This window comes from Sphingobium sp. R-21, assembly GCF_049913335.1.
GTDB lineage: Bacteria > Pseudomonadota > Alphaproteobacteria > Sphingomonadales > Sphingomonadaceae > Sphingobium.
The window spans coordinates 2553821-2576249 of sequence record NZ_CP184374.1; the positions used below are offsets into that span (position 1 = coordinate 2553821).

21 protein-coding genes are annotated in these 22429 nt (G+C 65.2%); 15 read left to right on the forward strand and 6 right to left on the reverse strand.

Features of this window, described 5'->3' with window-relative positions:
* Positions 1-95 precede the first annotated feature (95 nt).
* Together serA and ACN9MX_RS12250 are read left to right on the forward strand one after the other, a co-directional pair.
* Complete coding sequence (gene serA / locus ACN9MX_RS12245) at positions 96-1676, forward strand: phosphoglycerate dehydrogenase (protein WP_363826770.1); 1581 nt, start codon at positions 96-98, stop codon at positions 1674-1676.
* Between the two features lie 54 nt (positions 1677-1730).
* Positions 1731-2867 carry an ATP phosphoribosyltransferase regulatory subunit gene (locus ACN9MX_RS12250; RefSeq protein ID WP_414714629.1) on the forward strand — a complete coding sequence of 379 codons (1137 nt, stop codon included), beginning with the start codon at positions 1731-1733 and terminating at the stop codon, positions 2865-2867.
* Here the strand turns inward: ACN9MX_RS12250 and ACN9MX_RS12255 are convergent.
* A complete protein-coding gene (locus tag ACN9MX_RS12255; RefSeq protein ID WP_414714630.1) occupies positions 2861-3664 on the reverse strand; it encodes an alpha/beta fold hydrolase in 804 nt (267 codons plus the stop codon). The genes ACN9MX_RS12250 and ACN9MX_RS12255 overlap by 7 nt on opposite strands.
* 325 nt (positions 3665-3989) lie before the next feature.
* Between ACN9MX_RS12255 and ACN9MX_RS12260 the strand changes: the two genes are divergently transcribed.
* The 3 genes from ACN9MX_RS12260 (at position 3990) to ACN9MX_RS12270 (ending at position 6135) form a co-directional block, all read left to right on the forward strand.
* Entirely contained in the window at positions 3990-5279 is a 1290-nt protein-coding gene (locus ACN9MX_RS12260) for an adenylosuccinate synthase (protein ID WP_363735747.1), read from the forward strand.
* Between the two features lie 5 nt (positions 5280-5284).
* Positions 5285-5467 carry a hypothetical protein gene (locus tag ACN9MX_RS12265; protein ID WP_363735748.1) on the forward strand — a complete coding sequence of 61 codons (183 nt, stop codon included), beginning with the start codon at positions 5285-5287 and terminating at the stop codon, positions 5465-5467.
* Positions 5468-5568: 101 nt separating this feature from the next.
* The gene (locus tag ACN9MX_RS12270) at positions 5569-6135 is read left to right on the forward strand and encodes an NADPH-dependent FMN reductase (RefSeq protein ID WP_363735749.1); all 567 of its coding nucleotides are present in this window, start codon (positions 5569-5571) and stop codon (positions 6133-6135) included.
* A gap of 127 nt (positions 6136-6262) precedes the next feature.
* Here the strand turns inward: ACN9MX_RS12270 and ACN9MX_RS12275 are convergent, their stop codons facing one another.
* Together ACN9MX_RS12275 and pdxH are read right to left on the reverse strand one after the other, a co-directional pair.
* Positions 6263-7594, reverse strand: coding sequence for a dicarboxylate/amino acid:cation symporter (locus ACN9MX_RS12275; RefSeq protein ID WP_363826774.1), 1332 nt, complete (start codon positions 7592-7594; stop codon positions 6263-6265).
* A 173-nt stretch (positions 7595-7767) separates the two neighbouring features.
* Entirely contained in the window at positions 7768-8343 is a 576-nt protein-coding gene (gene pdxH / locus ACN9MX_RS12280; RefSeq protein WP_363738266.1) for a pyridoxamine 5'-phosphate oxidase, read from the reverse strand.
* A gap of 122 nt (positions 8344-8465) precedes the next feature.
* Between pdxH and ACN9MX_RS12285 the strand changes: the two genes are divergently transcribed.
* The 6 genes from ACN9MX_RS12285 to ACN9MX_RS12310 all read left to right on the forward strand — a co-directional run bounded on the left by ACN9MX_RS12285 (position 8466) and on the right by ACN9MX_RS12310 (position 15365).
* Complete coding sequence (locus ACN9MX_RS12285; protein WP_363826776.1) at positions 8466-9410, forward strand: J domain-containing protein; 945 nt, start codon at positions 8466-8468, stop codon at positions 9408-9410.
* 14 nt (positions 9411-9424) lie between these two features.
* Positions 9425-10393, forward strand: coding sequence for a YihY/virulence factor BrkB family protein (locus tag ACN9MX_RS12290; RefSeq protein WP_363738270.1), 969 nt, complete (start codon positions 9425-9427; stop codon positions 10391-10393).
* Positions 10390-11196 (forward strand): enoyl-ACP reductase FabI, encoded by an 807-nt coding sequence (gene fabI, locus ACN9MX_RS12295; protein WP_363826779.1) that lies wholly within the window; start codon positions 10390-10392, stop codon positions 11194-11196. Before ACN9MX_RS12290 ends, fabI begins: the two co-directional genes overlap by 4 nt.
* A 96-nt stretch (positions 11197-11292) precedes the next feature.
* The gene (aroC, locus tag ACN9MX_RS12300; protein WP_363826782.1) at positions 11293-12369 is read left to right on the forward strand and encodes a chorismate synthase; all 1077 of its coding nucleotides are present in this window, start codon (positions 11293-11295) and stop codon (positions 12367-12369) included.
* A 335-nt stretch (positions 12370-12704) separates the two neighbouring features.
* The gene (locus ACN9MX_RS12305; RefSeq protein WP_363738275.1) at positions 12705-14483 is read left to right on the forward strand and encodes an SLC13 family permease; all 1779 of its coding nucleotides are present in this window, start codon (positions 12705-12707) and stop codon (positions 14481-14483) included.
* A 93-nt stretch (positions 14484-14576) separates the two neighbouring features.
* Positions 14577-15365 carry a PhzF family phenazine biosynthesis protein gene (locus tag ACN9MX_RS12310; RefSeq protein ID WP_363738277.1) on the forward strand — a complete coding sequence of 263 codons (789 nt, stop codon included), beginning with the start codon at positions 14577-14579 and terminating at the stop codon, positions 15363-15365.
* A 239-nt stretch (positions 15366-15604) separates the two neighbouring features.
* On the opposite strand, the gene ACN9MX_RS12315 is transcribed toward ACN9MX_RS12310, so the two are convergent.
* Positions 15605-16729, reverse strand: coding sequence for a serine hydrolase domain-containing protein (locus ACN9MX_RS12315; RefSeq protein WP_363826785.1), 1125 nt, complete (start codon positions 16727-16729; stop codon positions 15605-15607).
* Positions 16730-16823: 94 nt separating this feature from the next.
* Between ACN9MX_RS12315 and ACN9MX_RS12320 the strand changes: the two genes are divergently transcribed.
* From ACN9MX_RS12320 to ACN9MX_RS12335, 4 genes are all read left to right on the forward strand, one after another.
* The gene (locus ACN9MX_RS12320; protein WP_166666358.1) at positions 16824-17138 is read left to right on the forward strand and encodes a hypothetical protein; all 315 of its coding nucleotides are present in this window, start codon (positions 16824-16826) and stop codon (positions 17136-17138) included.
* Positions 17139-17178: 40 nt separating this feature from the next.
* On the forward strand, positions 17179-18951 hold the full coding sequence (gene recQ / locus ACN9MX_RS12325) for a DNA helicase RecQ (protein ID WP_363826788.1): 1773 nt from the start codon (positions 17179-17181) through the stop codon (positions 18949-18951).
* 268 nt (positions 18952-19219) lie between these two features.
* Positions 19220-19648 (forward strand): TIGR01244 family sulfur transferase, encoded by a 429-nt coding sequence (locus tag ACN9MX_RS12330; RefSeq protein ID WP_020820263.1) that lies wholly within the window; start codon positions 19220-19222, stop codon positions 19646-19648.
* Positions 19648-20832: an NAD(P)/FAD-dependent oxidoreductase gene (locus ACN9MX_RS12335; RefSeq protein ID WP_363826790.1), complete on the forward strand. Its 1185-nt coding sequence runs from the start codon at positions 19648-19650 to the stop codon at positions 20830-20832. Before ACN9MX_RS12330 ends, ACN9MX_RS12335 begins: the two co-directional genes overlap by 1 nt.
* Before the next feature lie 247 nt (positions 20833-21079).
* Here the strand turns inward: ACN9MX_RS12335 and dmeF are convergent, their stop codons facing one another.
* Positions 21080-22087 (reverse strand): CDF family Co(II)/Ni(II) efflux transporter DmeF, encoded by a 1008-nt coding sequence (gene dmeF, locus ACN9MX_RS12340; RefSeq protein ID WP_363738283.1) that lies wholly within the window; start codon positions 22085-22087, stop codon positions 21080-21082.
* Entirely contained in the window at positions 22084-22356 is a 273-nt protein-coding gene (locus ACN9MX_RS12345) for a metal/formaldehyde-sensitive transcriptional repressor (protein ID WP_363738285.1), read from the reverse strand. Before ACN9MX_RS12345 ends, dmeF begins: the two co-directional genes overlap by 4 nt.
* Between the last annotated feature and the right edge of the window lie 73 nt (positions 22357-22429).

The window sequence follows — 22429 nt, forward strand, 5'->3', positions numbered from 1 at the left end:
CATCCGGCGAAGACCGGATCTCAGGCCTCCAGGTACGACTGCACCGCCTGAGATCCTGACTTTCGTCAGGATGATGAATTGAAAGGCAATTCGTCATGCCCAAGGTACTTATTTCCGACAAGATGGACCCCCGCGCCGCCGCGATCTTCCGTGAGCGCGGCGTCGAGGTCGACGAGATCACCGGCAAGACCCCGGATGAACTGAAGGCGATCATCGGCCAATATGATGGCCTCGCCATCCGCAGCTCGACCAAGGTCACCAAGGATATTCTCGACCACGCGACCAACCTGAAGGTTATCGGCCGCGCCGGCATCGGCGTGGACAATGTCGACATTCCGGCGGCGTCGGCCAAGGGCGTGATCGTCATGAACACGCCGTTCGGCAATTCGATCACCACCGCGGAACATGCCATCGCGCTCATGTTCGCGCTGGCCCGCCAGTTGCCGGAAGCCAACACCCAGACGCAGCAGGGCCTGTGGCCGAAGAACGGCTTCATGGGCGTGGAAGTCACCGGCAAGACGCTGGGCCTGATCGGCGCCGGCAATATCGGTTCGATCGTCGCCAGCCGCGCGCTGGGCCTCAAGATGAAGGTCGTCGCCTTCGACCCCTTCCTGACGCCCGAACGCGCCGTCGAAATGGGCGTGGAAAAGGCGGACCTTGACACGCTGCTGGCGAAGGCCGACTTCATCACGCTGCACACGCCGCTGACCGACCAGACGCGCAATATCCTGAGCAAGGAAAATCTGGCCAAGACGAAGAAGGGCGTGCGCATCATCAACTGCGCGCGCGGCGGGCTGATCGACGAGGCCGCGCTCAAGGAAGCGATGGATTCGGGCCATGTCGCGGGTGCCGCACTCGACGTGTTCGTGACCGAACCGGCCAAGGAATCGCCACTGTTCGGCACGCCCAACTTCATCTGCACGCCGCATCTGGGCGCATCGACCGACGAGGCGCAGGTCAATGTCGCGCTCCAGGTCGCGGAACAGCTCAGCGATTATCTGCTCGACGGCGGCATCACCAATGCCCTCAACGTGCCGTCGCTGTCGGCGGAGGAAGCCCCGAAGCTCAAGCCCTATATGGCGCTGGCGGAGGAGCTGGGCAGCCTGGTCGGCCAGCTTGAGGGCGACCGCATCCAGAGCGTCGCGGTGGAGGTCGAGGGCCATGCCGCCGAACTCAACCAGAAGCCGATCACGGCGGCGGTGCTGGCCGGCTTGATGCGCGTCTATTCGGACACGGTGAACATGGTCAACGCGCCCTTCCTGGCGAAGGAACGCGGCCTCGACGTCCGGGAAGTCCGGCATGACCGCGAGGGTGACTATCAGACGCTGGTCCGTGTGACCGTGAAGACGGAAAACGGCGACAAGTCCGTCGCGGGCACGCTGTTCGGCAATGCGCAGGCGCGCCTGGTCGAACTGTTCGGCATCAAGGTCGAGGCCGACCTTGCAGGACACATGCTCTACATCGTCAACCAGGACGCGCCGGGCTTCATCGGCCGCCTGGGTTCGACGCTGGGCGAAGCGAACGTCAATATCGGCACCTTCCACCTTGGCCGGCGCAACCAGGGCGGCGAAGCCGTGCTGCTGCTGTCGGTCGACGGCGTGGTCAACGAAACCGTCCTCAACGACATCTGCAAGCTGGCAGGCGTCAAGACGGTGAAGCTTCTCCGCTTCGTCTGATATGGTTCGGGCTGGCCTTGCGCGCATAATTCGCTAAAGGCCAGCCCCATGACCATGACGAGCGCCACGATCCCGCCCGGCCTCCTTCCCGAGGGACTTTCCGATCGCCTGCCGCCGCAGGCCGAGGCGTCGGCGCGCCTTGCGCGCCGCGTGCTCGATACCGCCTCCGCCCATGGCTATGAGCGGGTGATGCCGCCGATCGCGGAGTTCGAGGATTCGCTGGTCGGTCGCCTTAAATCCATGCGCGCGCAGGATCTCGTCCGCGCCATCGACCCGGTTTCGCAGCGCAGCCTGGCCCTGCGGCCGGACATGACCGCGCAGGTCGGCCGCATCGCCGCCACGCGCCTGGCTTCCGCCCCGCGTCCGCTCCGCCTGTCCTATGCAGGCCCGGTCATCCGTCTGCGCGCGAATCAGCTCCGCCCCGAGCGGGAGCGCTTCCAGGTCGGCGCCGAGCTGATCGGCAGCGACAGCGTCGCGGCAGCCGTGGAGATCGTGAACGTCGCTATAGAGGCGCTGCAGGCGGCCGGGGTCACAGGCATAACGATCGACTTCACCCTGCCGGATCTGATCGACATGCTCGCCGCCGGCCCTCTGCCGCTTGCGCCGGAAGAGATCGAAGCCGTGCGCGCCGAACTCGACGCCAAGGATGCGGGCGCGCTCGCGGCGATCAGCCCGGCCGCTGCCGCCTATCTGCCGTTGATCGAGGGCACCGGCCCGTTCCACGCGGCGATGGAGCGGCTGGAAGCGCTGAATGCCGAACTGGGCGGCGCCATCGACAGCCGGATCGCGGGCCTGCGCGCCATCGCCAGGCCGATCGGCTGGGACATCACGCTGACGCTCGATCCCACCGAACGGCACGGCTTCGAATATCAGAACTGGTTCGGCTTCTCGATCTTCGCGGAAGGGTTCACCGGAGAGATCGGCCGGGGCGGCAGCTATGCGATCATGCGCGCCGACGGCTCGGATGAACCGGCGATGGGCTTTTCCCTCTATCCCGATCCGTTGATCGATGCGGGCTTTGGCGGCGAAGCGCCCAGGCGGCTGTTCCTGCCGCTGCGCCATGACACGGCACGCGCCGCGCAATTGCGGGGTGAGGGCTGGCAGACCATCGCCGCGTTGACGGGGGAGGAGGATGGCAAGGCGCTGCGCTGCTCCCACTGGCTCGACGGCGACGAACCGCGCGCCTACTGACCGAAGATGCGGCGTAGATAATGATCGACGATGGCGGTCCCCGGATAATCGGGATCGCCCATGGAACGGTTGACCTGCATATGCCCGCGAAGGCCCTGGCCCTCCAGCGCCGCGATCTCCACCGGCGTTCCCGCCTGGCGCAGCGCCGCCGCCAGCGCCTCGGACTGCGCCGCGCCGTCCGCGCGGTCGACATGCAGGATCAGAAAGCTTGGCGCATCGGGTTTTTCGGCATGAAATGTTGGTGACAGCGCCCTCTGTCGCGCCGGATCGGTACCGAATGCCTGCGCATAGGTGCCGGCCATGAAGCGCCCGCCCTCTGCCATCTGGCGACCGACATCATAGGCTGCGCCATCCAGCAGGATCACCCCACGCACGGCATCGGGCGTCAACCCCGCCTGGGCCAAATAGCGCATGTCGGTGCCCACCAGCGCCACCAGATGCGCGCCTGCGCTATGTCCCATCAGCGCGATCCGGCTGGACTCGAAACCCAGGTCTTGCGCCTTGCTCCGCAGAAAGGCCAGAGCGTCCGCGACATCCTGCGCCTGCTGCTCCACCGTCGCATCAGGCACCAGCCGATAATTGACGGAGGCGAAGGCATAGCCGAGTTCGTGATAATGCCTGACCTTGGTGACCCCGGTGGCGTTGTCCTTGCTTCCCCGTTTCCATCCACCGCCATGGACGAAGACGACCAGCGGCGCCTTTTTCGATTCGGCCGGCCAATAGTCCAGCACCTGCAGGCCATCCTTGCCATAGGCCATGGTCTGACCGCCGGGCGCGCTTTGCTGCCCCTCCGTCATCCGCGTTCGCCAGCGTTCGCGCAGGCCCTGCGCCTCGCTGCCCGATGCGACCAGCGTCAGGGCCAGCCCCAGCCCGAGCAATGCTCCCTTCATGAATCGCCGCATGGGCTCGTCCTTTCTTATCCGGACCGGGAGCTTGCCGAACCGGCCGGTCGCGTAAAGCCCTCCCGCTGTATCAAAGTGTAACGCCTTCGCCTTGACGCGTCCGCCATGCCCGGCTAACGCGCGCCCCGCAGGATGCCCCGGCATCCACCCTATCCCACCGGCATGCCGAGTCCCGTCGAAGGGCATGGCCGGTCCGCGCGGCGGGCGGAGGACTGTATCTGTGGCAAATGTGACCGTGATCGGCGCCCAGTGGGGCGACGAAGGCAAGGGCAAGATCGTCGACTGGCTGTCGGAACGCGCCGACGTCGTCGCCCGCTTCCAGGGCGGCCATAATGCCGGTCACACGCTGGTCGTGGGCGAGAAGGTCTACAAGCTCTCCCTGCTCCCGTCGGGCATCGTGCGCGGTACGTTGTCGGTGATCGGCAATGGCGTGGTGCTGGATCCCTGGCACTTCCGCGATGAAGTCGCGAAGCTGAAGGGGCAGGGAGTGGAGATCACCCCGGACAATCTCCAGATCGCCGAAACCTGCCCGCTGATCCTGCCCTTCCACCGCGATCTCGACGGTTTGCGGGAAGATGCGAGCGGCGCGGGCAAGATCGGCACCACCCGCCGCGGCATTGGGCCGGCCTATGAGGACAAGGTCGGTCGCCGCGCCATCCGCGTCTGCGACCTTGCCCATCTCGACGATCTCGGTCCGCAACTCGACCGGCTGACCGCGCATCATGACGCGCTGCGCGTCGGGTTCAACGAGGCGCCGATCGACCGCGACGCGCTGATGGCCGAACTGCGCGACATCGCCGGCTTCATCCTGCCTTTCGTCAAGCCTGTCTGGCTGACGCTCAACAAGGCCAAGGCCGAAGGCAGGCGCATCCTGTTCGAAGGCGCGCAGGGTACGTTGCTCGACATCGATCATGGCACCTATCCCTTCGTCACCTCCTCCAACACGGTGGCGGGCACGGCGGCGAGCGGCACGGGCCTTGGTCCCAATGGCGCCGGCTTCGTGCTGGGCATCGTCAAGGCCTACACCACCCGCGTCGGCTCCGGCCCTTTCCCGACCGAGCAGGAGAATGAGGTCGGCCAGCGCCTGGGCGAACGTGGCCATGAATTCGGCACCGTCACCGGGCGCAAGCGCCGCTGCGGCTGGTTCGACGCCGTGCTGGTGCGCCAGTCGGTCGCCGTGTCGGGCGTCACCGGAATCGCGCTTACCAAGCTTGACGTGCTGGATGGTTTCGACACGCTCAAGATCTGCGTCGGCTACCGGATTGGCGACCAGACTTATGATTATCTCCCCGCCCATGCTCAGGATCAGGCCAAGGCCGAGCCGATCTACGAGGATATCGAAGGCTGGCAGGATACGACGGCGGGTGCCCGCAGCTGGGCGGATCTTCCGGCGCAGGCGGTCAAATATATCCGCCGGATCGAGGAACTGATCGGTTGCCCGGTCACCCTCGTCTCCACCAGCCCCGAGCGCGAGGACACCATCCTCGTGCGCGATCCCTTCGCGGATTGATAGAGATGGCAGGCGAACGCTTCGAGCGCCACAAGCAGCCCTGGACGGCGGATGAGCTGCAAAAGCTCCACACGCTGGCCAGGAAGGGCATGGCGCTCAAGGCGATCGCCAAGGCCCTTACGCGCAGCGAGGAATCGGTAAAGGCTCGTGCCAAGCAGGACGGGCTCAACATTGCCAAATTGCGCTGATTTCGGCGCAACGGATGTACAGGACCGGGCCGGCCGCATGACGTCTGGACGACATCTGTCGCCGGTGCGACACTTCCCCTGAACCACCAAGGGAGTCTTTCATGGCGCTCGACATCCTCGTCCTTTACGGCTCCTACCGTCGGGGCCGGCTGGGCATACGCCTTGCCGATTATCTGATCCACGGCTTCCAGGCGCTCGGTCACAAGGCGGAACTGGTCGATGCGATGGCGGTCGGCCTGCCCATGCTCGATATGCGCTACAGCGACTATCCGCCGGGCGAGGCACCCCCCGCCATGGAGGCCCTGGCGCAACGCCTTGCCGCCGCCGATGCCTTCGTCTTCGTCGCAGGCGAATATAATCGCGGCGTGCAGCCGGGTCTCAAGAACCTCACGGACCATTTCCTCAAGGAATTCGACCGCCGCCCTGCCGGCATCGCCAGCTATTCAATGGGGCGCTATGCCGGGGTCAACAGCCACGCCGCCTGGACGGTAACGCTGAACGCCATGGGCATGGCGGTGCTTCCGGAGCGCCTCAGCGTCGGCCAGATCGGGGATACGCTGGATGCCGAGGGCCGTCCGCATGGTGAAAGCGGCGCCGCGCTGGAGCGCGGCTTCGCAGGCTTTGCGCGCAGCCTGGCCTATTGGGCTGCGGCGGCGAAGAAGGATTAGCAGCGACTGAAGTGCGTTGCGTTAAATCCGAGTCATGCAGCGCGCTCTATGCTTTTGATGTCGCATTGTTCTTGCGCAAAACCGGTTCCCATTTTTGCGCACGACGCTCCAGCGATCTGGACGCGCCCTAACGCCCCTTTTCCTCGTTCATCATGTCGGGGGCCAGCTCCAGCCCGGCGCGGCCGTGCGCTGCGCCATGCGCCGGTGCCTTGGGATGGGGCACATATTCCGGTTCCTCGACCTCCAGCATGCCCTCCCATTTGGTGATGACGCTGGTGGCGATCGCATTGCCCAGCACGTTGGTCGCGGTACGGCCCATGTCCATGAAATGGTCCACCGCCAGGATGAAGGCGACACCCTCCACTGGCAGGTCGAACTGGCCCAGCGTCGCCGCGACCACCACCAGTGATGCCCGCGGGACGGCGGCGATGCCCTTGCTGGTTACCATCAGCACCAGCAATATGGTGATCTGCGTCGCGATCGGCAGGTCGATGCCATAGGCCTGGGCGATGAAGATGGTGGCGAAGGTCGAATACATCATCGACCCGTCCAGGTTGAAGCTGTAGCCCAGCGGCAGCACGAAGCTGTAGATGCGGCGCGGCACGCCGAAGCGGTCGAGCTGCTCCAGCATCTTGGGATAGGCGGCTTCGGACGAGGCCGTCGAGAAGGCGATCAATATCGGTTCGCGCACATAGCGGATCAGCTTCACCATCCGCTTGCCCAGGAAGATGGATCCCGCCGCGAACAACAGCGTCCAGAGCGCGATCAGCGACAGGTAGAATTCGCCCACCAGTTCGCCAAAGGTCTTGAGCACGCCCAGTCCCTCGGTCGTCACGACCGACGCCAGCGCGCCGAATACGGCGAAGGGGGCGACGCGCATCACATAGCCTGTCACCTGCAGCATCAGTTCGACCATCGCCTCGATCACGGTGACGATCGGCTTGCCCTTGTCGCCGATGGCGGTCAGCGCCACGCCCACGAACAGCGAGAAGACGACGATCTGCAGGATCGAATTTTCCGCCATCGCCCCGATCATGGAGGTGGGGAAGACATGCAGGATGAAGTCGCGGAAGTTGAGCGCTTCGGTACTGACGCCGGAATCCGCACCGGAACGGACGAGATTCAGCCCCTCGCCCGGCGCGAAGAAATTGACGAAGATGAGGCCCAGCGTCAGCGAGATCAGGCTGGCGATGATGAACCAGGCGAGCGCCCTCCCGCCGATCCGCCCCAGCGCCGCGCTGTCGCCCATATGCGCGATGCCCGCCACCAGAGTGGAGAAGACCAGGGGCGCAATGATCATCTTGATCAGATGCAGGAAGATGTCGGCCAGCAGATGGTAATAGCCCGCCACATCCTTCGCCAGCGTCTTGTCGCCACCCACCCAGATATTGGTGGCAAAGCCCACGATCACCCCCAGAACCATGCCTGTCAGGATGAACGCCGTCAGTCGATTTCGCATCTTTTTCCTTTAACCGGCGCGTGGGCGCACCGCATGCATGGTCTTTCCTGATGGTGGCCATCTCTAACAGCCACCCGCAACGCCCGCAATCGAAGGCAGATCTCTGCCGTCATCGCATTAGACGAATGAGGAGCCATATTCCGCGCCTCGCCCGACGCGGCAAATCCGTGGCATCAGGGATAGAGCAGTCCTTCGCGCCAGCCCTCCGCGGACCGTTCGAACAGGCGGCGCTCATGCAGGCGATGTTCGCGATCCTGCCAGAATTCGATGCGTTCGGCCACGACGCGAAAGCCCGACCAGTGCGGCGGACGCGGCACCGGCCCGCCATCGAAGCGCAGGCTGACTTCCTCATAGCGGGCCATGAACAGGTCGCGCGACTCCAGCGGGCGCGACTGGTCGGAGGCCCATGCCCCCAACTGGCTGTCGCGGCTGCGCGACGCGAAATAGGCGTCGGCCATGGCGTCGTCGACCGGGCTCACCGGCCCTTCGATGCGGATCTGCCGCCGCAGCGACTTCCAGTGGAACAGCAGCGCAGCGTGCGGATTGGCCAGCAGTTCTCCCGCCTTGCGTCCCTCGAAATTGGTGTAGAACAGGAAACCGTCCGGCCCATGCCCCTTCAGCAGCACCATCCGCACCGCAGGCCGTCCACGCGCGTCGGCGGTGGCGAGGGCCATGGCGTTGCTGTCGTTGATCTCGGTTTCGCGCGCCTCGGCATACCAGGCATCGAACAGGACGAAGGGGTCGGTCATGCGCGGTGATGTACGCCCCTGCCAAAGCCATGTCGATAAGGCTTTCCCACGCTTGAACGATCCCGCGGCTTTCGCCACATAGGGCGCAGACGGTTTTCATGCAGAAGGATATGTTAGCGGCAATGGCTGATCCCTACTCCACTCTGGGCGTCGCGCGCGGCGCGAGCGAGGCAGAGATCAAGTCGGCTTATCGAAAGCTCGCCAAGGAACTGCATCCTGACCGGAACAAGGACAATCCGAACGCAGCGGAGAAGTTTTCCGCCGTCACCAGTGCCTATGACCTGCTGTCGGACAAGGACAAGCGTGCCCGTTTCGACCGGGGCGAAATCGATGGCGAAGGCAATCCGACTTCGCCCTTCGGTTTCGGCGGGGCCGGGGCCGGGGGCGGGGGCTTCCGTGGCCGACCGGGACCAAATGGCGGGTTCGAGTTTCAGGAGGGCGGCGCCGATTTCGGCGACATATTCGAAGGGCTTTTCGGCGGTGGCGCAGGGCGGCGCGGCGGCGCGGGCGGAGGCTTTGGCGGTTTCGGCCGGGGCGCACCGCCGCAAAAGGGCGCGAACGTCACCTATCGCCTGGCGGTCCAGTTCGTCGACGCCGCGACGCTCGCGCCCCAGCGGATCACGCTTCAGGACGGCAAGACCATCGACCTCAAGCTGCCTGCGGGCGTCGAGACGGGCACGCAGATGCGGCTTTCCGGCAAGGGGCAGCAGGGCCCCGGCGGCGCGGGCGACGCCATCGTCACCATAGAGGTGAAGCCGCACCCCTTCTTCACCCGCGACGGCGACAATGTGCTGCTTGACCTGCCCATCACCCTGGACGAGGCGGTGCAGGGCGCGAAGGTCAAGGTGCCCACGGTCGACGGCCCGGTCATGCTCGGCGTGCCGGCGGGCGCCTCCTCCGGCAAGACGCTGCGCCTGCGCGGCAAGGGCTTCACGGGCAAGGATGGCCAGCGCGGCGATCAGCTCGTCACCCTGCTGATCGACGTGCCAGCCGACGATCCAGCGATCAGGGCGCTGGTCGAAGGGTGGCGCGACAGCCGCGCCGTGCGGACCCATCTGGGCGTTTGAAGGGTTAGGGGGGAATGCCGCAACCGTCCCCCTATTCCCCCGAATCCCGCCGCCAGCGGCTCGCCGAAGAAGCCCGCACCAAGTTCAACCGCCACATCGCGCGCGTGCGGCCCGGCAGCCATGCCTTCGAAATAGCCAAGCGGGTGGTGGTCGGCACCTATAGCGACGGTTTCATCCATGCCGGGAACCTTGCCTATCTCTCTTTGATGACGCTGTTTCCCTTTTTCATCGTAGCGGCAGCGGTGGCCAGCATCTTCGGCCGCTCGCAGGACGGGCTGTCAGCGGTCAGCGCCTTTCTGGAAACGGTGCCGCCCGGCGTGGCGGAGGTGGTGCGCCAGCCGATCGTCGACGTGCTCAATGCCCGCACGGGGCCGCTGCTCTGGCTGGGCGGGCTGGTCGGGCTGTGGACCGTAGGCAGCCTCATAGAGACGATCCGTGACATATTGCGCCGCGCCTATGGGACCAAGAGTACGCGCCCCTTCTGGCATTATCGCCTGACCGCCATCGGCATCACGCTGATCAGCGTCTTTGCGGTGATGTTCGCCTTTTCCATGCAGGTCATCATCACCGGCATCGACCAGTTCCTGCACCAGATCCTGCCCTTTGCCGACCAGGCGATCCGGATCGTCGCCGTGACCAAGCTGGCCCCGATGGCGATCCTGTGCGTCGCGCTCTATTATCTCTACGTCTCCCTGACCCCCAGCCTGTACAAGGATTCCTGCTTTCCCAAATTGCCCGGCGCCATTGCCACGGCGCTGTGGTGGTATGGCGTGACCCTGCTGCTGCCGGTCACGCTTTCGCTGTTGGGCGGTTATGACCGGACCTATGGCAGCCTGGCCGGGGTGATGATCACGCTCATTTTCTTCTTCCTTGTCGGGCTTGGCGTGGTAATTGGCGCGGAATTGAATGCGGCGCTGGCGGAGTTCCCGGAAGAGGAAGCCGCCGCCGCCGCGCAGGTCGACAAAGGGAATGGAACAAGATGACAGGCTTGATGGCGGGAAAACGCGGTCTGATCATGGGACTGGCGAATGACAAGTCGCTCGCCTGGGGCATATCGAAGGCGCTGCACGCCCAGGGCGCGGAACTGGCCTTTTCCTACCAGGGCGACGCGCTGGCCAAGCGGGTGAGGCCGCTGGCGGAGGAACTGGGTTCCGACTTCCTGATCGATTGCGACGTGTCTGACATGGAAAAGCTCGACACCGCCTTTGACGAGGTCAAGGCGCGCTGGGGCAAGCTGGATTTCGTGGTCCATGCCATCGGCTTTTCCGACAAGAACGAACTGCGCGGCAAATATGTAGACACCAGCCTGGAAAACTTCCTGCTGACGATGAATATCTCCGCCTACAGCTTCGTGGCGGTGGCCCGGCGCGCGCGGGTGCTGATGGCGGAGGGCGGAAGCCTGCTGACGCTCAGCTACTATGGCGCGGAAAAGGTCATCCCCCATTACAATGTGATGGGCGTGGCCAAGGCGGCGCTGGAAACCAGCGTCAAATATCTGGCGATGGACCTGGGCCCGGAGAATATCCGCGTCAATGCCATCTCCGCCGGCCCGATCAAGACGCTGGCGGCGAGCGGCATCGGCGATTTCCGTTACATCATGAAGTGGAACGAGCTGAACAGCCCACTCCGCCGCAATGTGACGATCGAGGATGTGGGCGGCGCCGGCCTCTATCTCCTCTCCGATCTGGCGGCGGGCGTGACCGGTGAAATCCACCATGTCGACGCGGGCTACAACGTCATTGGCATGAAGGCCGAAGACGCGCCCGACATCGCGCTGGACAAATAGGCTATAACCCCCTCTCCCTTCATGGAGGGGGAGGGGCCTGCCGCGAAGCGGCGGGAGGGCGAGGGTGAAAAGGCCCTCCCCCAAGGAAAGGCAAGCATGAGCTTCAACACCTTCGGCCGCGTCTTCCGCTTCTCGACCTGGGGCGAATCCCATGGCCCCGCCATCGGTGCGGTGGTCGACGGCTGCCCTCCGGGCCTGCCGTTGAGCGAAGGCGACATCCAGCCCTATCTCGACAAGCGCAAGCCCGGCACGTCGAAATTCACCACCCAGCGCCGCGAAGCGGACGAGGTGCGCATCCTTTCCGGCGTGTTCGAGGGCAAGACCACCGGCACCCCGATCAGCCTGATGATCGAGAATACCGACCAGCGCTCCAAGGATTATTCGGAAGTCGCCAAGGCCTATCGCCCCGGCCATGCCGACTATGCCTATGACGCCAAATATGGTTTTCGCGACTATCGCGGCGGCGGCCGATCGTCGGCCCGCGAAACCGCAAGCCGCGTGGCGGCGGGCGCGGTAGCGCGGCTTGTCATCCCTGATGTCGACATCTTCGCCTATGTCAGCGAAATCGGCGGCGACGCCATCGACCATGCCCGCTTCGACGCGAGCGAGATCGACAATAATCCCTTTTTCTGTCCCGATCGGGAAGCGGCGAAGCGCTGGGAAAAGCTGGTGGACGAGGCACGGCTGGACGGCTCGTCGCTCGGGGCGGTCGTGGAATGTATCGCCAGTGGCGTTCCAGCGGGGTGGGGCGCGCCCCTCTATGCCAAGCTGGACAGTGAACTGGCCGCCGCGATGATGAGCATCAATGCGGTGAAGGGGGTAGAGATCGGCGACGGTTTCGCGGCCGCGCGCCTGCGCGGCGAGCAGAATGCCGATCCGATGCGGCCGGGCAATGACGGTAATCCCGTCTTCCTTGCCAACCATTCGGGGGGAATTGCGGGGGGCATCGCAACCGGCCAGCCGATCAAGGTTCGCATCGCCTTCAAGCCGACCAGCTCGATTCTGATTCCGGTCGAAACCGTCACCCGCGAAGGCGCGGCGTCGGACATCATCACCAAGGGCCGCCATGACCCCTGCGTCGGCATTCGCGGCGTGCCCGTGGTGGAGGCGATGATGGCGCTGGTGCTGGCCGACCAGAAACTACTCCATCGCGCGCAGTGCGGAGAGGGCTGATCCAGGGTTGTGCCGCGTCCCTGCCTGCGGAGGAGCAGGCCTGATGCAGGGCAGGAGACCTCCATCCTGCCTCACAACGCGCCGAATCGACGTATTCTTTCGATAAAGGCATGATTCGCGCGAGACGACTCAGCCAATCTGCGGTAACATCATCGTCATAGATCGCCCGCGGGAGGGCGAGCGGCAGTGCGTAAGCCTGGGGAGCGTCACCATGGTTTCCATGGACTGACGGTCAAAACGTCCCCTTCAGCCGCGAACACGGGCCAGCCATGCAACCATGGCTGGCCCATTTCGTTGATGCAGCGCGCGAAAACGCGATCCGGGGCACAAGACGCATGCATTTCATCACCGCGCTGATCGGCGTCTATCGCGCGGAGATCGGGCTTGTCATCCTTGCGCTGATGTTCGTCGCCTTTGTGCGCGAACGCTATTCCCCCACCGTCGTTTCGGTGGTCGGCGCCTGCGCCTTCGCGCTGCTGGGCATGCTCGACGAAAAGGACCTGTTCTCCGTCTTCTCCAATAGTGCGCCGCTGACGGTGGGGGCGATGTTCGTGCTTTCCGGCGCGCTGATCCGCACCGGAACGATCAACCGCGTCGCCGACCTGGTCATGGCCCGTGCCCAGCGCCACCCGCGGCTGGTGCTGGCCGAAGTCACGCTCGGCACCGTCGTCCTTTCGGCCTTTCTCAACAACACGCCCGTCGTGGTCCTGCTGATCCCGATCATGTTCAAGCTGGCGCAGGCGACCGGCTATCCGGTCAAGAAGCTGCTGATCCCGATGAACGCCATCGCCGTGCTGGGCGGCTGCATGACGCTGATCGGCACATCGACCAACCTGATCGTCGCGGGCATCGCCGCTGACCAGGGTATGGCGCCCTTCGGCATATTCGACATCACACCCTATGGGCTGGCAGGGGTGGGCGCCGGCGTCGCTGCACTGGCCGGGCTGTCCTTCCTGCTGCCCAGCGACCCGCCCTCCATCGCGGGCGAGAATGGCGGCAATGTGCAGGATTATCTGACCGAACTCATCGTCTCGCGGGACAGCGACCTGATCGGCCGCACTATCGGCTCCCTGTCGATCTTCGGCCGTTCCGCCAGCCTTCTTGGCCTCAAGAGGGCGGGGGAGATACGGCGCCGGGGAATAGAGGCGGAACAACTGCACGCCGGCGATCGCCTGCTGGTCCATGCGGACGGCGCGATGATCATGACCCTGCGCGATTCCGGTGACTTCGACATCGGCCTGGCCGCCGCGTCCGAGACGCCCGCCGGCGGCACGGTCATCGAAGCGATGATCGCCCCCAGCCATCCGTCCATCGGGGAACGGCTGATCGACATTTCCTTCCTCCATGCGCTGCGCGTGCGGATCATCGGCATTCACCGGGCGCGCCACTTGCCGGGCCCCGACCTTGGCGAAACCCGTGTGCGGGGCGCCGATCGCCTGTTGATCGCGGGCAGCGACGACAGCATCCGCTCGCTCAAGGACAATGCCCATCTGATCGGCGTCGACATCAGCCGCACGCGCGCCTTCCGTCCGCGCAAGGCATGGATCGCGATCCTTGCCCTGACCGCGGTTGTGCTGCTGTCGGCCATCAACCTCGTCGGCATCGGCCTCGCCGCCTTCCTCGCGGTGGGCGTGATTCTCGTCACCCGGTGCATCGACCCGGAGGAAGCCTGGGCCGCGATCGACGGCGACGTGCTGATCCTGATCTTCGCGATGCTGGCGGTCGGGCTGGCGCTCGAACAGGCGGGCAGCGTCGCACTGATGGTCGGATGGATCAAGCCGGTGCTCGCCGCCGCGCCGGCATGGTCGCTGGTGTTCCTCATCTATTTCTTCGCGCTGCTGCTGTCCGAACTGCTCAGCAACAATGCGGTCGCGGCGCTGCTCACGCCGCTGACGATCGCGCTGGCCCACCAGCTGGGCACTGATCCGCGCCCTCTGGTGATCGCGCTGATGATCGGCGCGTCGGCCTGTTTCGCCACGCCGATCGGCTATCAGACCAACGCGCTGGTCTACGCAGCGGGCGATTATCGCTTTTCCGATTTCGTGCGGATCGGGATTCCGCTCAATCTCATCGTCGGGCTGGCGGTGTGCACCACGCTCGTCCTGCTGGCGTGAGGCACCAGGCCGCGCCAAGCCATTTTCGCCGGATCGGCCCTATGCCGACGCCGGACGCACGGTCATGATGGGCGTCGGAACAAAGGATTACCCGTGACCAGCCTGCCCATCATTCAGGTCGACGCCTTCGCCGACGCGCCCTTTACCGGCAATCCGGCTGCGGTCATGCCGCTCGGCCGGTGGCTGGAGGATGCGACGCTCCAGGCGATAGCGGCGGAAAACAACCTGTCGGAGACGGCCTTCACCGTACCCACGCCCGATGATCCAGAGGCGGATTATGCGCTGCGCTGGTTCACGCCGGCGGTGGAGGTGAAGCTCTGTGGCCATGCCACGCTGGCCAGCGGCCATGTGCTGATGGCCGGACGCACCGCCATCCGCTTCCGAACGCGACAGGCGGGCGTCCTCAGCGTATCGCGTGATCGGGACGGCTATGCCCTCTCTCTTCCCGCCTGGCCCACCGAGCCCAAACCGCTGCCGGAACTGGCGGCAGCCATGGGCGGGGAGGTTCTGGAAAGCCATTGGCGCGAAGGGGGCTATGCGATCTTCGTCTATCGCGATGCCGCGGCGATCCATGCGCTGGAACCGGATTTCGCGACGCTGAAGAAGGCCGGGCCCATCCTGCTGATTGCCACGGCCCCTGGGGAGGACAGCGACATCGTCAGCCGCGTCTTCGTCCCCGGCGCCGGCATAGACGAGGATCCCGTCACCGGCTCGGCCCATTGCCTGCTCACGCCCTATTGGGCCAGGCGGCTCGACCGGGTCCGGCTCACCGCTTTCCAGGCCTCGCGGCGCGGCGGGCGATTGCTCTGCCAGCTTTCAGGGGACCGGGTGATCCTGACCGGCGCTTGCCGGACGGTGATCGAAGGGAATTTCCTGCTTTAGAGCGATTTCCAGGCGATCGGAACCGATCGCTGGTCAAGAAAACGCGGCAAACAAGGAATCCAGAGCGGCGAGCTGATTCAATCAGATCAAAACCCGCTCTATAGTATCGTGCGCAAAAACGATGCGACATCAAAACCATAGAGCGCGCTGCATGACTCGAATCTAACGCAATGCGCTCTGGAGAGGTATGGATCGACTGCGGCTGAACCTGTTTCTGTCCAGGCTGGGACATTCCCCCGTCACCGCGAATAAAGCCCGACGAGCTTCGCCAGCCCCGCCTTGAGCGCGTCGCGCTCCTCTTTGTCGGGCGACATGCCCAGCCGCACGATCGTCAGGCGCTGGGATGGGGAAACAAGTATATACTGCCCCCCATGCCCGACGCAGCCAAACAGGCTGCGCGGGGCCCGGCCGGGCATCAGCGCGCTTTCCTCGCTGTCGCGGTTCAGCCAAAGATGCGCCCCATAGGCGGCATTGCGCGGCGATGGCGTCCGCATATGGTCGACCCATTTTTCCGGCACGATCTGATGGCCCGCCACGCCGCGTCCCTGATTGCGCAACAATTCCCCGAATCGGGCATAGTCGCGCGCCGTCATATGCATGAAGCTGCCGCCGATCATCGTCCCGGCCGCATCATATTCCACCGTCAGGCTGTTGAGGCGCGCCGGTACTTTCAGCCGCCCGTCGATGAACATCTGCATCGCCCGCCGCCGCACCCCGGGATCGGTGCTGTTGGTCAGCATGCGTGCCATCAGGTCGGCCAGGATGATGCTGTTGCCCGTCGAGTAGGAAAAGCTGGTACCGGGCGCATGGGCGAGCGGCTTCGCCTCCGCAAAGGCGCCCATGTCCTGCGCACCGTCGGTGAACAGCATCCTTATCGTGTCGGCCTCCGCCAGCGGTTCCCTGTCCTCGACATGATCGAGGCCGGACGTCATCGCCAGCAACTGCCGCAGGGTGATGCGGCCCCTTGGATCCCCCGGCTGGTCCCAGGCGGCGACAGGCACGGGAGCGTCAAGCGCCAGCCGTCCGTCCGACACCATCAGCCCGATCAGAACCGCCGTCACGCTCTTGGCCAGGGACCAGGACGGCAGCTTCGTCTGCGGCGCATAGCCGGGCGCATAGCGCTCCGCCACGATCTCGCCGTCGTGCATGACGACCAGCGCCCGTGTTTCGCCCACCGCATCCTCGAACAGCGGGTCGATGGCGGCGCGCAGGGCCGCGGCATCGGCATCCGAATCGCCGGTGACATGATAGACCGGCTCCGGCCCCGCTGCGGCGCGTACCGTCCACAGCCCGGCCATGGCAAGAATCGCCAAAATGCCGCCCCATGCGCCAAGGCGCTTTACGCTTTTCCGCTCAAGCCTCATAAGCCGCGCCCTAGAGCATTTCCGGGCCCGGCGAAATGGTCCGCCGGCCTGGGATGGAGTATCGAACACAGCGCGGGAAGCGGGGAAGGGGTGCATGTCCGGTCGCCCGAAATGGATTTACCTGGCCTTGGCGGCGGCGGCATTGCCGCTCGTGCTGCTGGCGTGGAACTGGAGCGTGTTGCGCGCCAGGGCGCAGGTCGGCGCAGGATTTGGCGCGCGCGTCACCTGCTCCTGCCGCTATGTCGAGGGCCGCTCCATGGAAAGCTGCAAGGGGGACAAGGAACCGGGCATGTGGGCCGTATCGCTGAAGGACCTGCCCGAAACGCGATCGGTCAGCGCGGCGGTGCCTTTGCTCGCGTCCCGCACCGCGCGCTACCAGCCCGGCTGGGGATGCCTGCTGGAACCCTAAGGCTGGCCCTCCACCCGTTGAGCCGTTAGAGCCGTCCGCCATGCGGCCCGACATCCCGACCCTCCTCCACGATATTTTCGGTTTTCCCGGTTTCCGGGGCGTGCAGGAACAGGTGGTGGGGCGCATCATGGCGGGCCAGCCGACGCTGGCGATCATGCCGACCGGCGCGGGCAAATCGCTCTGCTACCAGCTTCCCGCAGTTGCGCTGGATGGTTGCTGCGTGGTCGTGTCGCCGCTGATCGCGCTGATGCACGACCAGCTTCGCGCCGCGCAGGCGGTCGGCATCCGCGCCGCCAGCCTGACGAGCGTCGATACCGACTGGCGCGAAACGCAGGACCGGCTGCGCAATGGCGATCTCGACCTGCTCTACGTTGCGCCCGAACGCGCGAGCGGAGAGGGGTTCCGCAACCTGCTGCGCACCGCGAAGATCGCGCTCTTCGCCATTGACGAGGCCCATTGCGTATCCGAATGGGGCCATGATTTCCGTCCGGACTATCGCCTGCTGCGCCCGCTGCTGGACGAATTTCCCGATGTTCCTCGCCTCGCGCTGACCGCCACGGCCGATCATCACACCCGCGACGATATTCTCGTCCAGCTCGGCATTCCCGGTGACGGCCTGATCATCGCGGGCTTTGACCGGCCCAACATCCGCTATGCCGTCCATCCAAGGGATGGTCTGCCGCGCCAGCTTTCCGAACTGATCGCCAGCCAGGCCGGCCCCGGCATCGTCTATGCTCCAACGCGCGCCGCCGCCGAGAAACTGGCCGAGACGCTCGGCAGGGCAGGCCGCCCGACCCGTGCCTATCATGCCGGTCTCGACCCGCAGGTCCGCGCCGCCAACCAGGCTGCCTTCATCGCCAGCGAGGATATGGTGATGGTAGCCACCATCGCCTTTGGCATGGGGATCGACAAGCCTGACGTCCGTTTCGTCGCCCATGCGGCGCTGCCCAAGTCGATCGAGGGATATTATCAGGAATCCGGCCGCGCAGGCCGCGATGGTGAACCGGCGCAAGCGCATCTCTTCTGGGGCGCCGACGATTTCGCCCGCGCCCGCCAACGAATCGGCGAACTCGACCCGCTGCGCCAGCAGGGCGAACGCGCCCGGATCACCGCGCTGGGCGGGCTGGTCGAGACCGGCACCTGCCGCCGGGCCATATTGCTCCGTCATTTTGGAGAAAATCCGCCGCCTGTCTGCGGCAATTGCGACAATTGCCTGAACCCGCCGCCCAGCATCGACGCGACGCAGACGGCGCGCAAATTCCTGTCCGCTGTTTATCGCACCGGCCAGAGCTTTGGCGTCAGCCATATCGAGCAGGTGCTGACCGGCGCCGTCAGCGACAGGATCCGTGAGCGGGGCCATGACAAGATATCGGTCTACGGTATTGTCGAAGGGGAGGAGATGGCGCTGTTGCGTCCCGTCTCCCGCGCCCTGCTGGTCCGGGACGCGCTCCAGACCAACGAGCATGGCGGGCTGGAATTCGGCCCCAACGCCCGCCCGATCCTGCGTGGGGAGGAGGAGGTCAGCCTGATCCTGCCGCCCCGCAAGGAGCGCCGCCGCAAGAGCGCCCGCAACGGCAGTGCCGAAAATCCGGTGGGCGATCCGCTGTTCGACGCGCTGCGGGCCTGCCGCCGCGCACTGGCGCAGGAAGCGGGCGTGCCGCCCTATGTCATCTTCCACGATTCAACCCTGCGCGAAATGGCGGAGCAACGCCCGACGAACCTGGCCGAACTGGGGCACATCAGCGGGATAGGCCAGCGCAAGCTCGACGCCTATGGCGACGCCTTCCTCGCGGCGATCCGGCCTTATCTTTGATCGAACAAGATAAGGATTAACTGCCGTACTCCTGCGAAGGCGGGAGCCCAGTCCTGCCGTCTGAACTAGAGTGATTTCCGGGCGATCGGAATCGATCGCTGGTTAAGAAATCGCGGCAAACAAGGAAACCAGAGCGGCGATCTGATTCAATCAGATTGAAACCCGCTCCGCGCTCCCGCCTTCGCGCCGAGCACGGTGCTCCTTAGCGCATACCCCCTTGAATCCCGTAGCCCACAAGCGCAAGGAGACCCGCAAAGGAGTTCCGCCCATGTTCCGCCAGCTTACCAAAAGCCTCTATGTCTCTCCACAGATCAGCGTCGATCAGGTGGCGGAGGCCAAGGCGCTGGGCGTGACGGTGATCATCAACAATCGCCCCGACGACGAGGAACCGGGCCAGACCAACGGCGCGGAGATCGAGGCTGCGGCCAAGGCCGCGGGTATCGCCTATGCTGCCGTCCCGGTGGCCCATGGCGGCTTCGCCCCGTGGCAGCTCGACGGCATGGCCGCTGCGCTGGAACAGGCGGGGGAGGGCAAGATACTGGCCTATTGCCGCTCTGGCACCCGCAGCACCCTGCTCTGGGCGCTGACCCGCGCCCGCGCCGGCGACCATCCCGCCGCCCTTGCCGAACAGGCCGCGTCGGCCGGCTATGATGTCGCCCCGGTCCGCCAGATCATGGACGCGCTCGCCGCCGGTTGATGGCGCCCGCAGCGGAAACCTATGACGCCATCGTGCTTGGCGCTGGCGGCGCCGGCTTGCTGTGCGCGGCCGTGGCGGGGCAGAGGGGCAGGCGCATCCTCGTCATCGACCATGCCGACCAGCCGGGAAAGAAGATCCTGATTTCCGGCGGCGGCCGCTGCAATTTCACCAATATCCACACCGCGCCTGACCGCTATCTGTCGGCCAACCCCCATTTCGCCAAGTCGGCGCTGCGCCGCTACACGCCGCAGGACTTCCTCGGACTTGTCGAGCGCCATGGGATCGCCTGGCATGAAAAGACGCTGGGGCAGCTTTTCTGTGACCAGAGTGCTCGCCAGATCGTCGCCATGCTGCTGGCCGAATGCGAAGCGGGCGGCGTCACCATGCGGCTGGGCCACGCCATCGCCGCCGTTAGCCACGCGGACGGCCGGTACAGCGTCACCCATGGCGGCAGGACCGCCACCGCCCCCGCGCTGGTGATTGCCACGGGCGGTCCCTCCATCCCGAAAATCGGCGCGACGGCTTTCGCCTATGACCTCGCCCGCCAATTCGGTCTCAAGGTGGTGGAGCCCCGCCCGGCGCTTGTTCCCCTCACCCTGGGCGGTGAAGAACTGCTGTTCCGTTCCCTTTCGGGTGTCTCGACCGAAGTCGTGGCGCGCTACGGTAAGGCCGCCTTCCGCGAAGCCGCTCTGCTTACCCATCGCGGTCTGTCCGGCCCGGCCATATTGCAGATTTCCTCCTATTGGCGGCATGGGGAGGCGATCATCCTCGATTTCCTGCCCGATCAATCGCCAGGCTGGCTGACGGAGGTGAAGCGGAGCAGGCCGCGCGTCACGCTGGCGCAAAGCCTGCGCGCCTGCCTGCCCGACCGTCTGGCAGATACACTTGCGGAGCGGCTGGCACTCGCCGGCGACCTCGGCAATGTTCCCGACCGCAAGCTCCAGGACATCGAACGCCGCATCTCCGCTTGGTCCTTCACGCCCAACGGCACGGAAGGCTTCGCCAAGGCGGAAGTCACTGTTGGCGGCATCTCTACCGCCGGCCTGTCGTCACAGACGATGGAGGCGCGCCATCTCCCCGGCCTCTACGCCATAGGCGAGGCGGTCGACGTCACCGGATGGCTGGGTGGCTATAATTTCCAATGGGCCTGGGCCAGCGGCTGGGTGGCCGCCCAATATCTCTGAAGCGGTTTTCCATTCGAGCGAAGCAAAAGCGGCCCCGGCGCAAGGGACGCCGGGGCCGCAAAGAGGGGGGGTGTCCCGGCGGGAGGGGGGAGAAAGCCGGGACAGCGCAGAAATAGGAGGGTCCATTTAAGTTTCAAGATGCTACGGAGAATTTTCTTCGGACGGGTTCGCCTGCTCCGCGGCTTCGATGGCCTCCTCTGCCTTTCGGCTCAGACTGCAATTCGCGGAGAGAGGTTCGGAGGCGATCCTATCCGCACTCGACCGTCACATGCTCCATGCGCGGCAAGGCACGGACCTGACGGCGCACGGCCGCGACATCCGCGCCGGGGGCAAGGCTGACGATCGCGGCATGGGCATGCGGCCCGATGCGCCAGACATGCAGATCGCGGATGGTCGCGCCTTCCGCTTCCGCCAATGCCTTGATCCGCTCCATCAGCGCCGGTTCGGCGGTGTCGAGCAGGATTGCGGCGGTATCTTTCATCAACCCCCAGGCCCATCGCGCGATCACCACCGCACCCAGCAGGCCTACGGCAGGGTCGAGCCACCACCAGCCCATATAGCGCCCGGCCAGCAGCGCCCCGATCGCCAGCACCGACGTCAATGCGTCGGTCAGCACATGCACATAGGCGGCGCGCAGATTATTGTCGGCATGCTTGCCGCCATGATCATGGTCATGCCCATGCCCCTCATGCCCATGATCATGCCGATGATCATGGCTGTGGTCGTGGCCCAGCAGCAGGGCGCTGATCAGGTTGATGACCAGGCCGATCACCGCGACCAGCGTCGCTTCGCCGAACGCGACCTTCACCGGCTCGAAGAAACGCATTGCCGATTCGACCGCGATGAACAGCGCCGTGAATGCCAGGATCAGCGCGGAGGCGAAGCCGGACAGGTCGCCCACCTTGCCGGTACCAAAGGTATAGCGGGGATTGCGCGCATGCCGCCGGGCATAGCCATAGGCCGCCGCCGCCACCGCCAGCGCGCCCGCATGCGTCGCCATGTGGAAGCCGTCGGCCAGCAACGCCATCGACCCTGTCAGCCAGCCGAAGATGATCTCGACCACCATGGTCGCCGCTGTCAGCCACACCACCCAGATCGTCTTGCGGGCATTCTCGTCATGTCCGCGGGTCAGGTAGATATGGTCGAAATAGTGGCTTTGCTCGCCATCGTCCGTCGCGCCGGACGGATAGCCATGGTCGGGATTGTGAGGATGGTGGTGGTGGCCATGGCCCCCATGATCGTCATGCATGCTCATTTCCCGTAACGCCGGATCAGCGCCAGCATTTCCTCCGCCGCGGCCTGTCGCGCTTCGTCGCTGATGCCGGGCCGGGCGACATGTTCCAGCATATGCTGCTCGATCAGTTCTTCCATCAGGCTGCCGACAGCGCCCCGGACGGAGGCGACGAGCTGCAATGTTTCCGAACAACCCGCATCGCCCGACAATTGCCGTTCGACCGCGCCGATCTGCCCGGCGATGCGGCGCACCCGCGCCAAAAGCTTGTCCCGATCCGCCACGATATGCATAGGATACCCCCCTATACTATATTGCGCCGGAAATCAATCCGTGCATTTCCCCGCCCAGCCCCTAACAAGGGTG

Bases quoted from the DNA above. Each gene is read 5' to 3' on its own strand.
- serA (WP_363826770.1), top strand. From the start codon at position 96: ATGCCCAAGGTACTTATTTCCGACAAGATGGACCCCCGCGCCGCCGCG.
- ACN9MX_RS12250 (WP_414714629.1), top strand. From the start codon at position 1,731: ATGACGAGCGCCACGATCCCGCCCGGCCTCCTTCCCGAGGGACTTTCC.
- ACN9MX_RS12255 (WP_414714630.1), bottom strand. From the start codon at position 3,664: ATGACGGAGGGGCAGCAAAGCGCGCCCGGCGGTCAGACCATGGCCTAT.
- ACN9MX_RS12265 (WP_363735748.1), top strand. From the start codon at position 5,285: ATGGCAGGCGAACGCTTCGAGCGCCACAAGCAGCCCTGGACGGCGGAT.
- ACN9MX_RS12270 (WP_363735749.1), top strand. From the start codon at position 5,569: ATGGCGCTCGACATCCTCGTCCTTTACGGCTCCTACCGTCGGGGCCGG.
- ACN9MX_RS12275 (WP_363826774.1), bottom strand. From the start codon at position 7,594: ATGCGAAATCGACTGACGGCGTTCATCCTGACAGGCATGGTTCTGGGG.
- pdxH (WP_363738266.1), bottom strand. From the start codon at position 8,343: ATGACCGACCCCTTCGTCCTGTTCGATGCCTGGTATGCCGAGGCGCGC.
- ACN9MX_RS12285 (WP_363826776.1), top strand. From the start codon at position 8,466: ATGGCTGATCCCTACTCCACTCTGGGCGTCGCGCGCGGCGCGAGCGAG.
- ACN9MX_RS12290 (WP_363738270.1), top strand. From the start codon at position 9,425: ATGCCGCAACCGTCCCCCTATTCCCCCGAATCCCGCCGCCAGCGGCTC.
- fabI (WP_363826779.1), top strand. From the start codon at position 10,390: ATGACAGGCTTGATGGCGGGAAAACGCGGTCTGATCATGGGACTGGCG.
- aroC (WP_363826782.1), top strand. From the start codon at position 11,293: ATGAGCTTCAACACCTTCGGCCGCGTCTTCCGCTTCTCGACCTGGGGC.
- ACN9MX_RS12305 (WP_363738275.1), top strand. From the start codon at position 12,705: ATGCATTTCATCACCGCGCTGATCGGCGTCTATCGCGCGGAGATCGGG.
- ACN9MX_RS12315 (WP_363826785.1), bottom strand. From the start codon at position 16,729: ATGAGGCTTGAGCGGAAAAGCGTAAAGCGCCTTGGCGCATGGGGCGGC.
- ACN9MX_RS12320 (WP_166666358.1), top strand. From the start codon at position 16,824: ATGTCCGGTCGCCCGAAATGGATTTACCTGGCCTTGGCGGCGGCGGCA.
- recQ (WP_363826788.1), top strand. From the start codon at position 17,179: ATGCGGCCCGACATCCCGACCCTCCTCCACGATATTTTCGGTTTTCCC.
- ACN9MX_RS12330 (WP_020820263.1), top strand. From the start codon at position 19,220: ATGTTCCGCCAGCTTACCAAAAGCCTCTATGTCTCTCCACAGATCAGC.
- ACN9MX_RS12335 (WP_363826790.1), top strand. From the start codon at position 19,648: ATGGCGCCCGCAGCGGAAACCTATGACGCCATCGTGCTTGGCGCTGGC.
- dmeF (WP_363738283.1), bottom strand. From the start codon at position 22,087: ATGAGCATGCATGACGATCATGGGGGCCATGGCCACCACCACCATCCT.
- ACN9MX_RS12345 (WP_363738285.1), bottom strand. From the start codon at position 22,356: ATGCATATCGTGGCGGATCGGGACAAGCTTTTGGCGCGGGTGCGCCGC.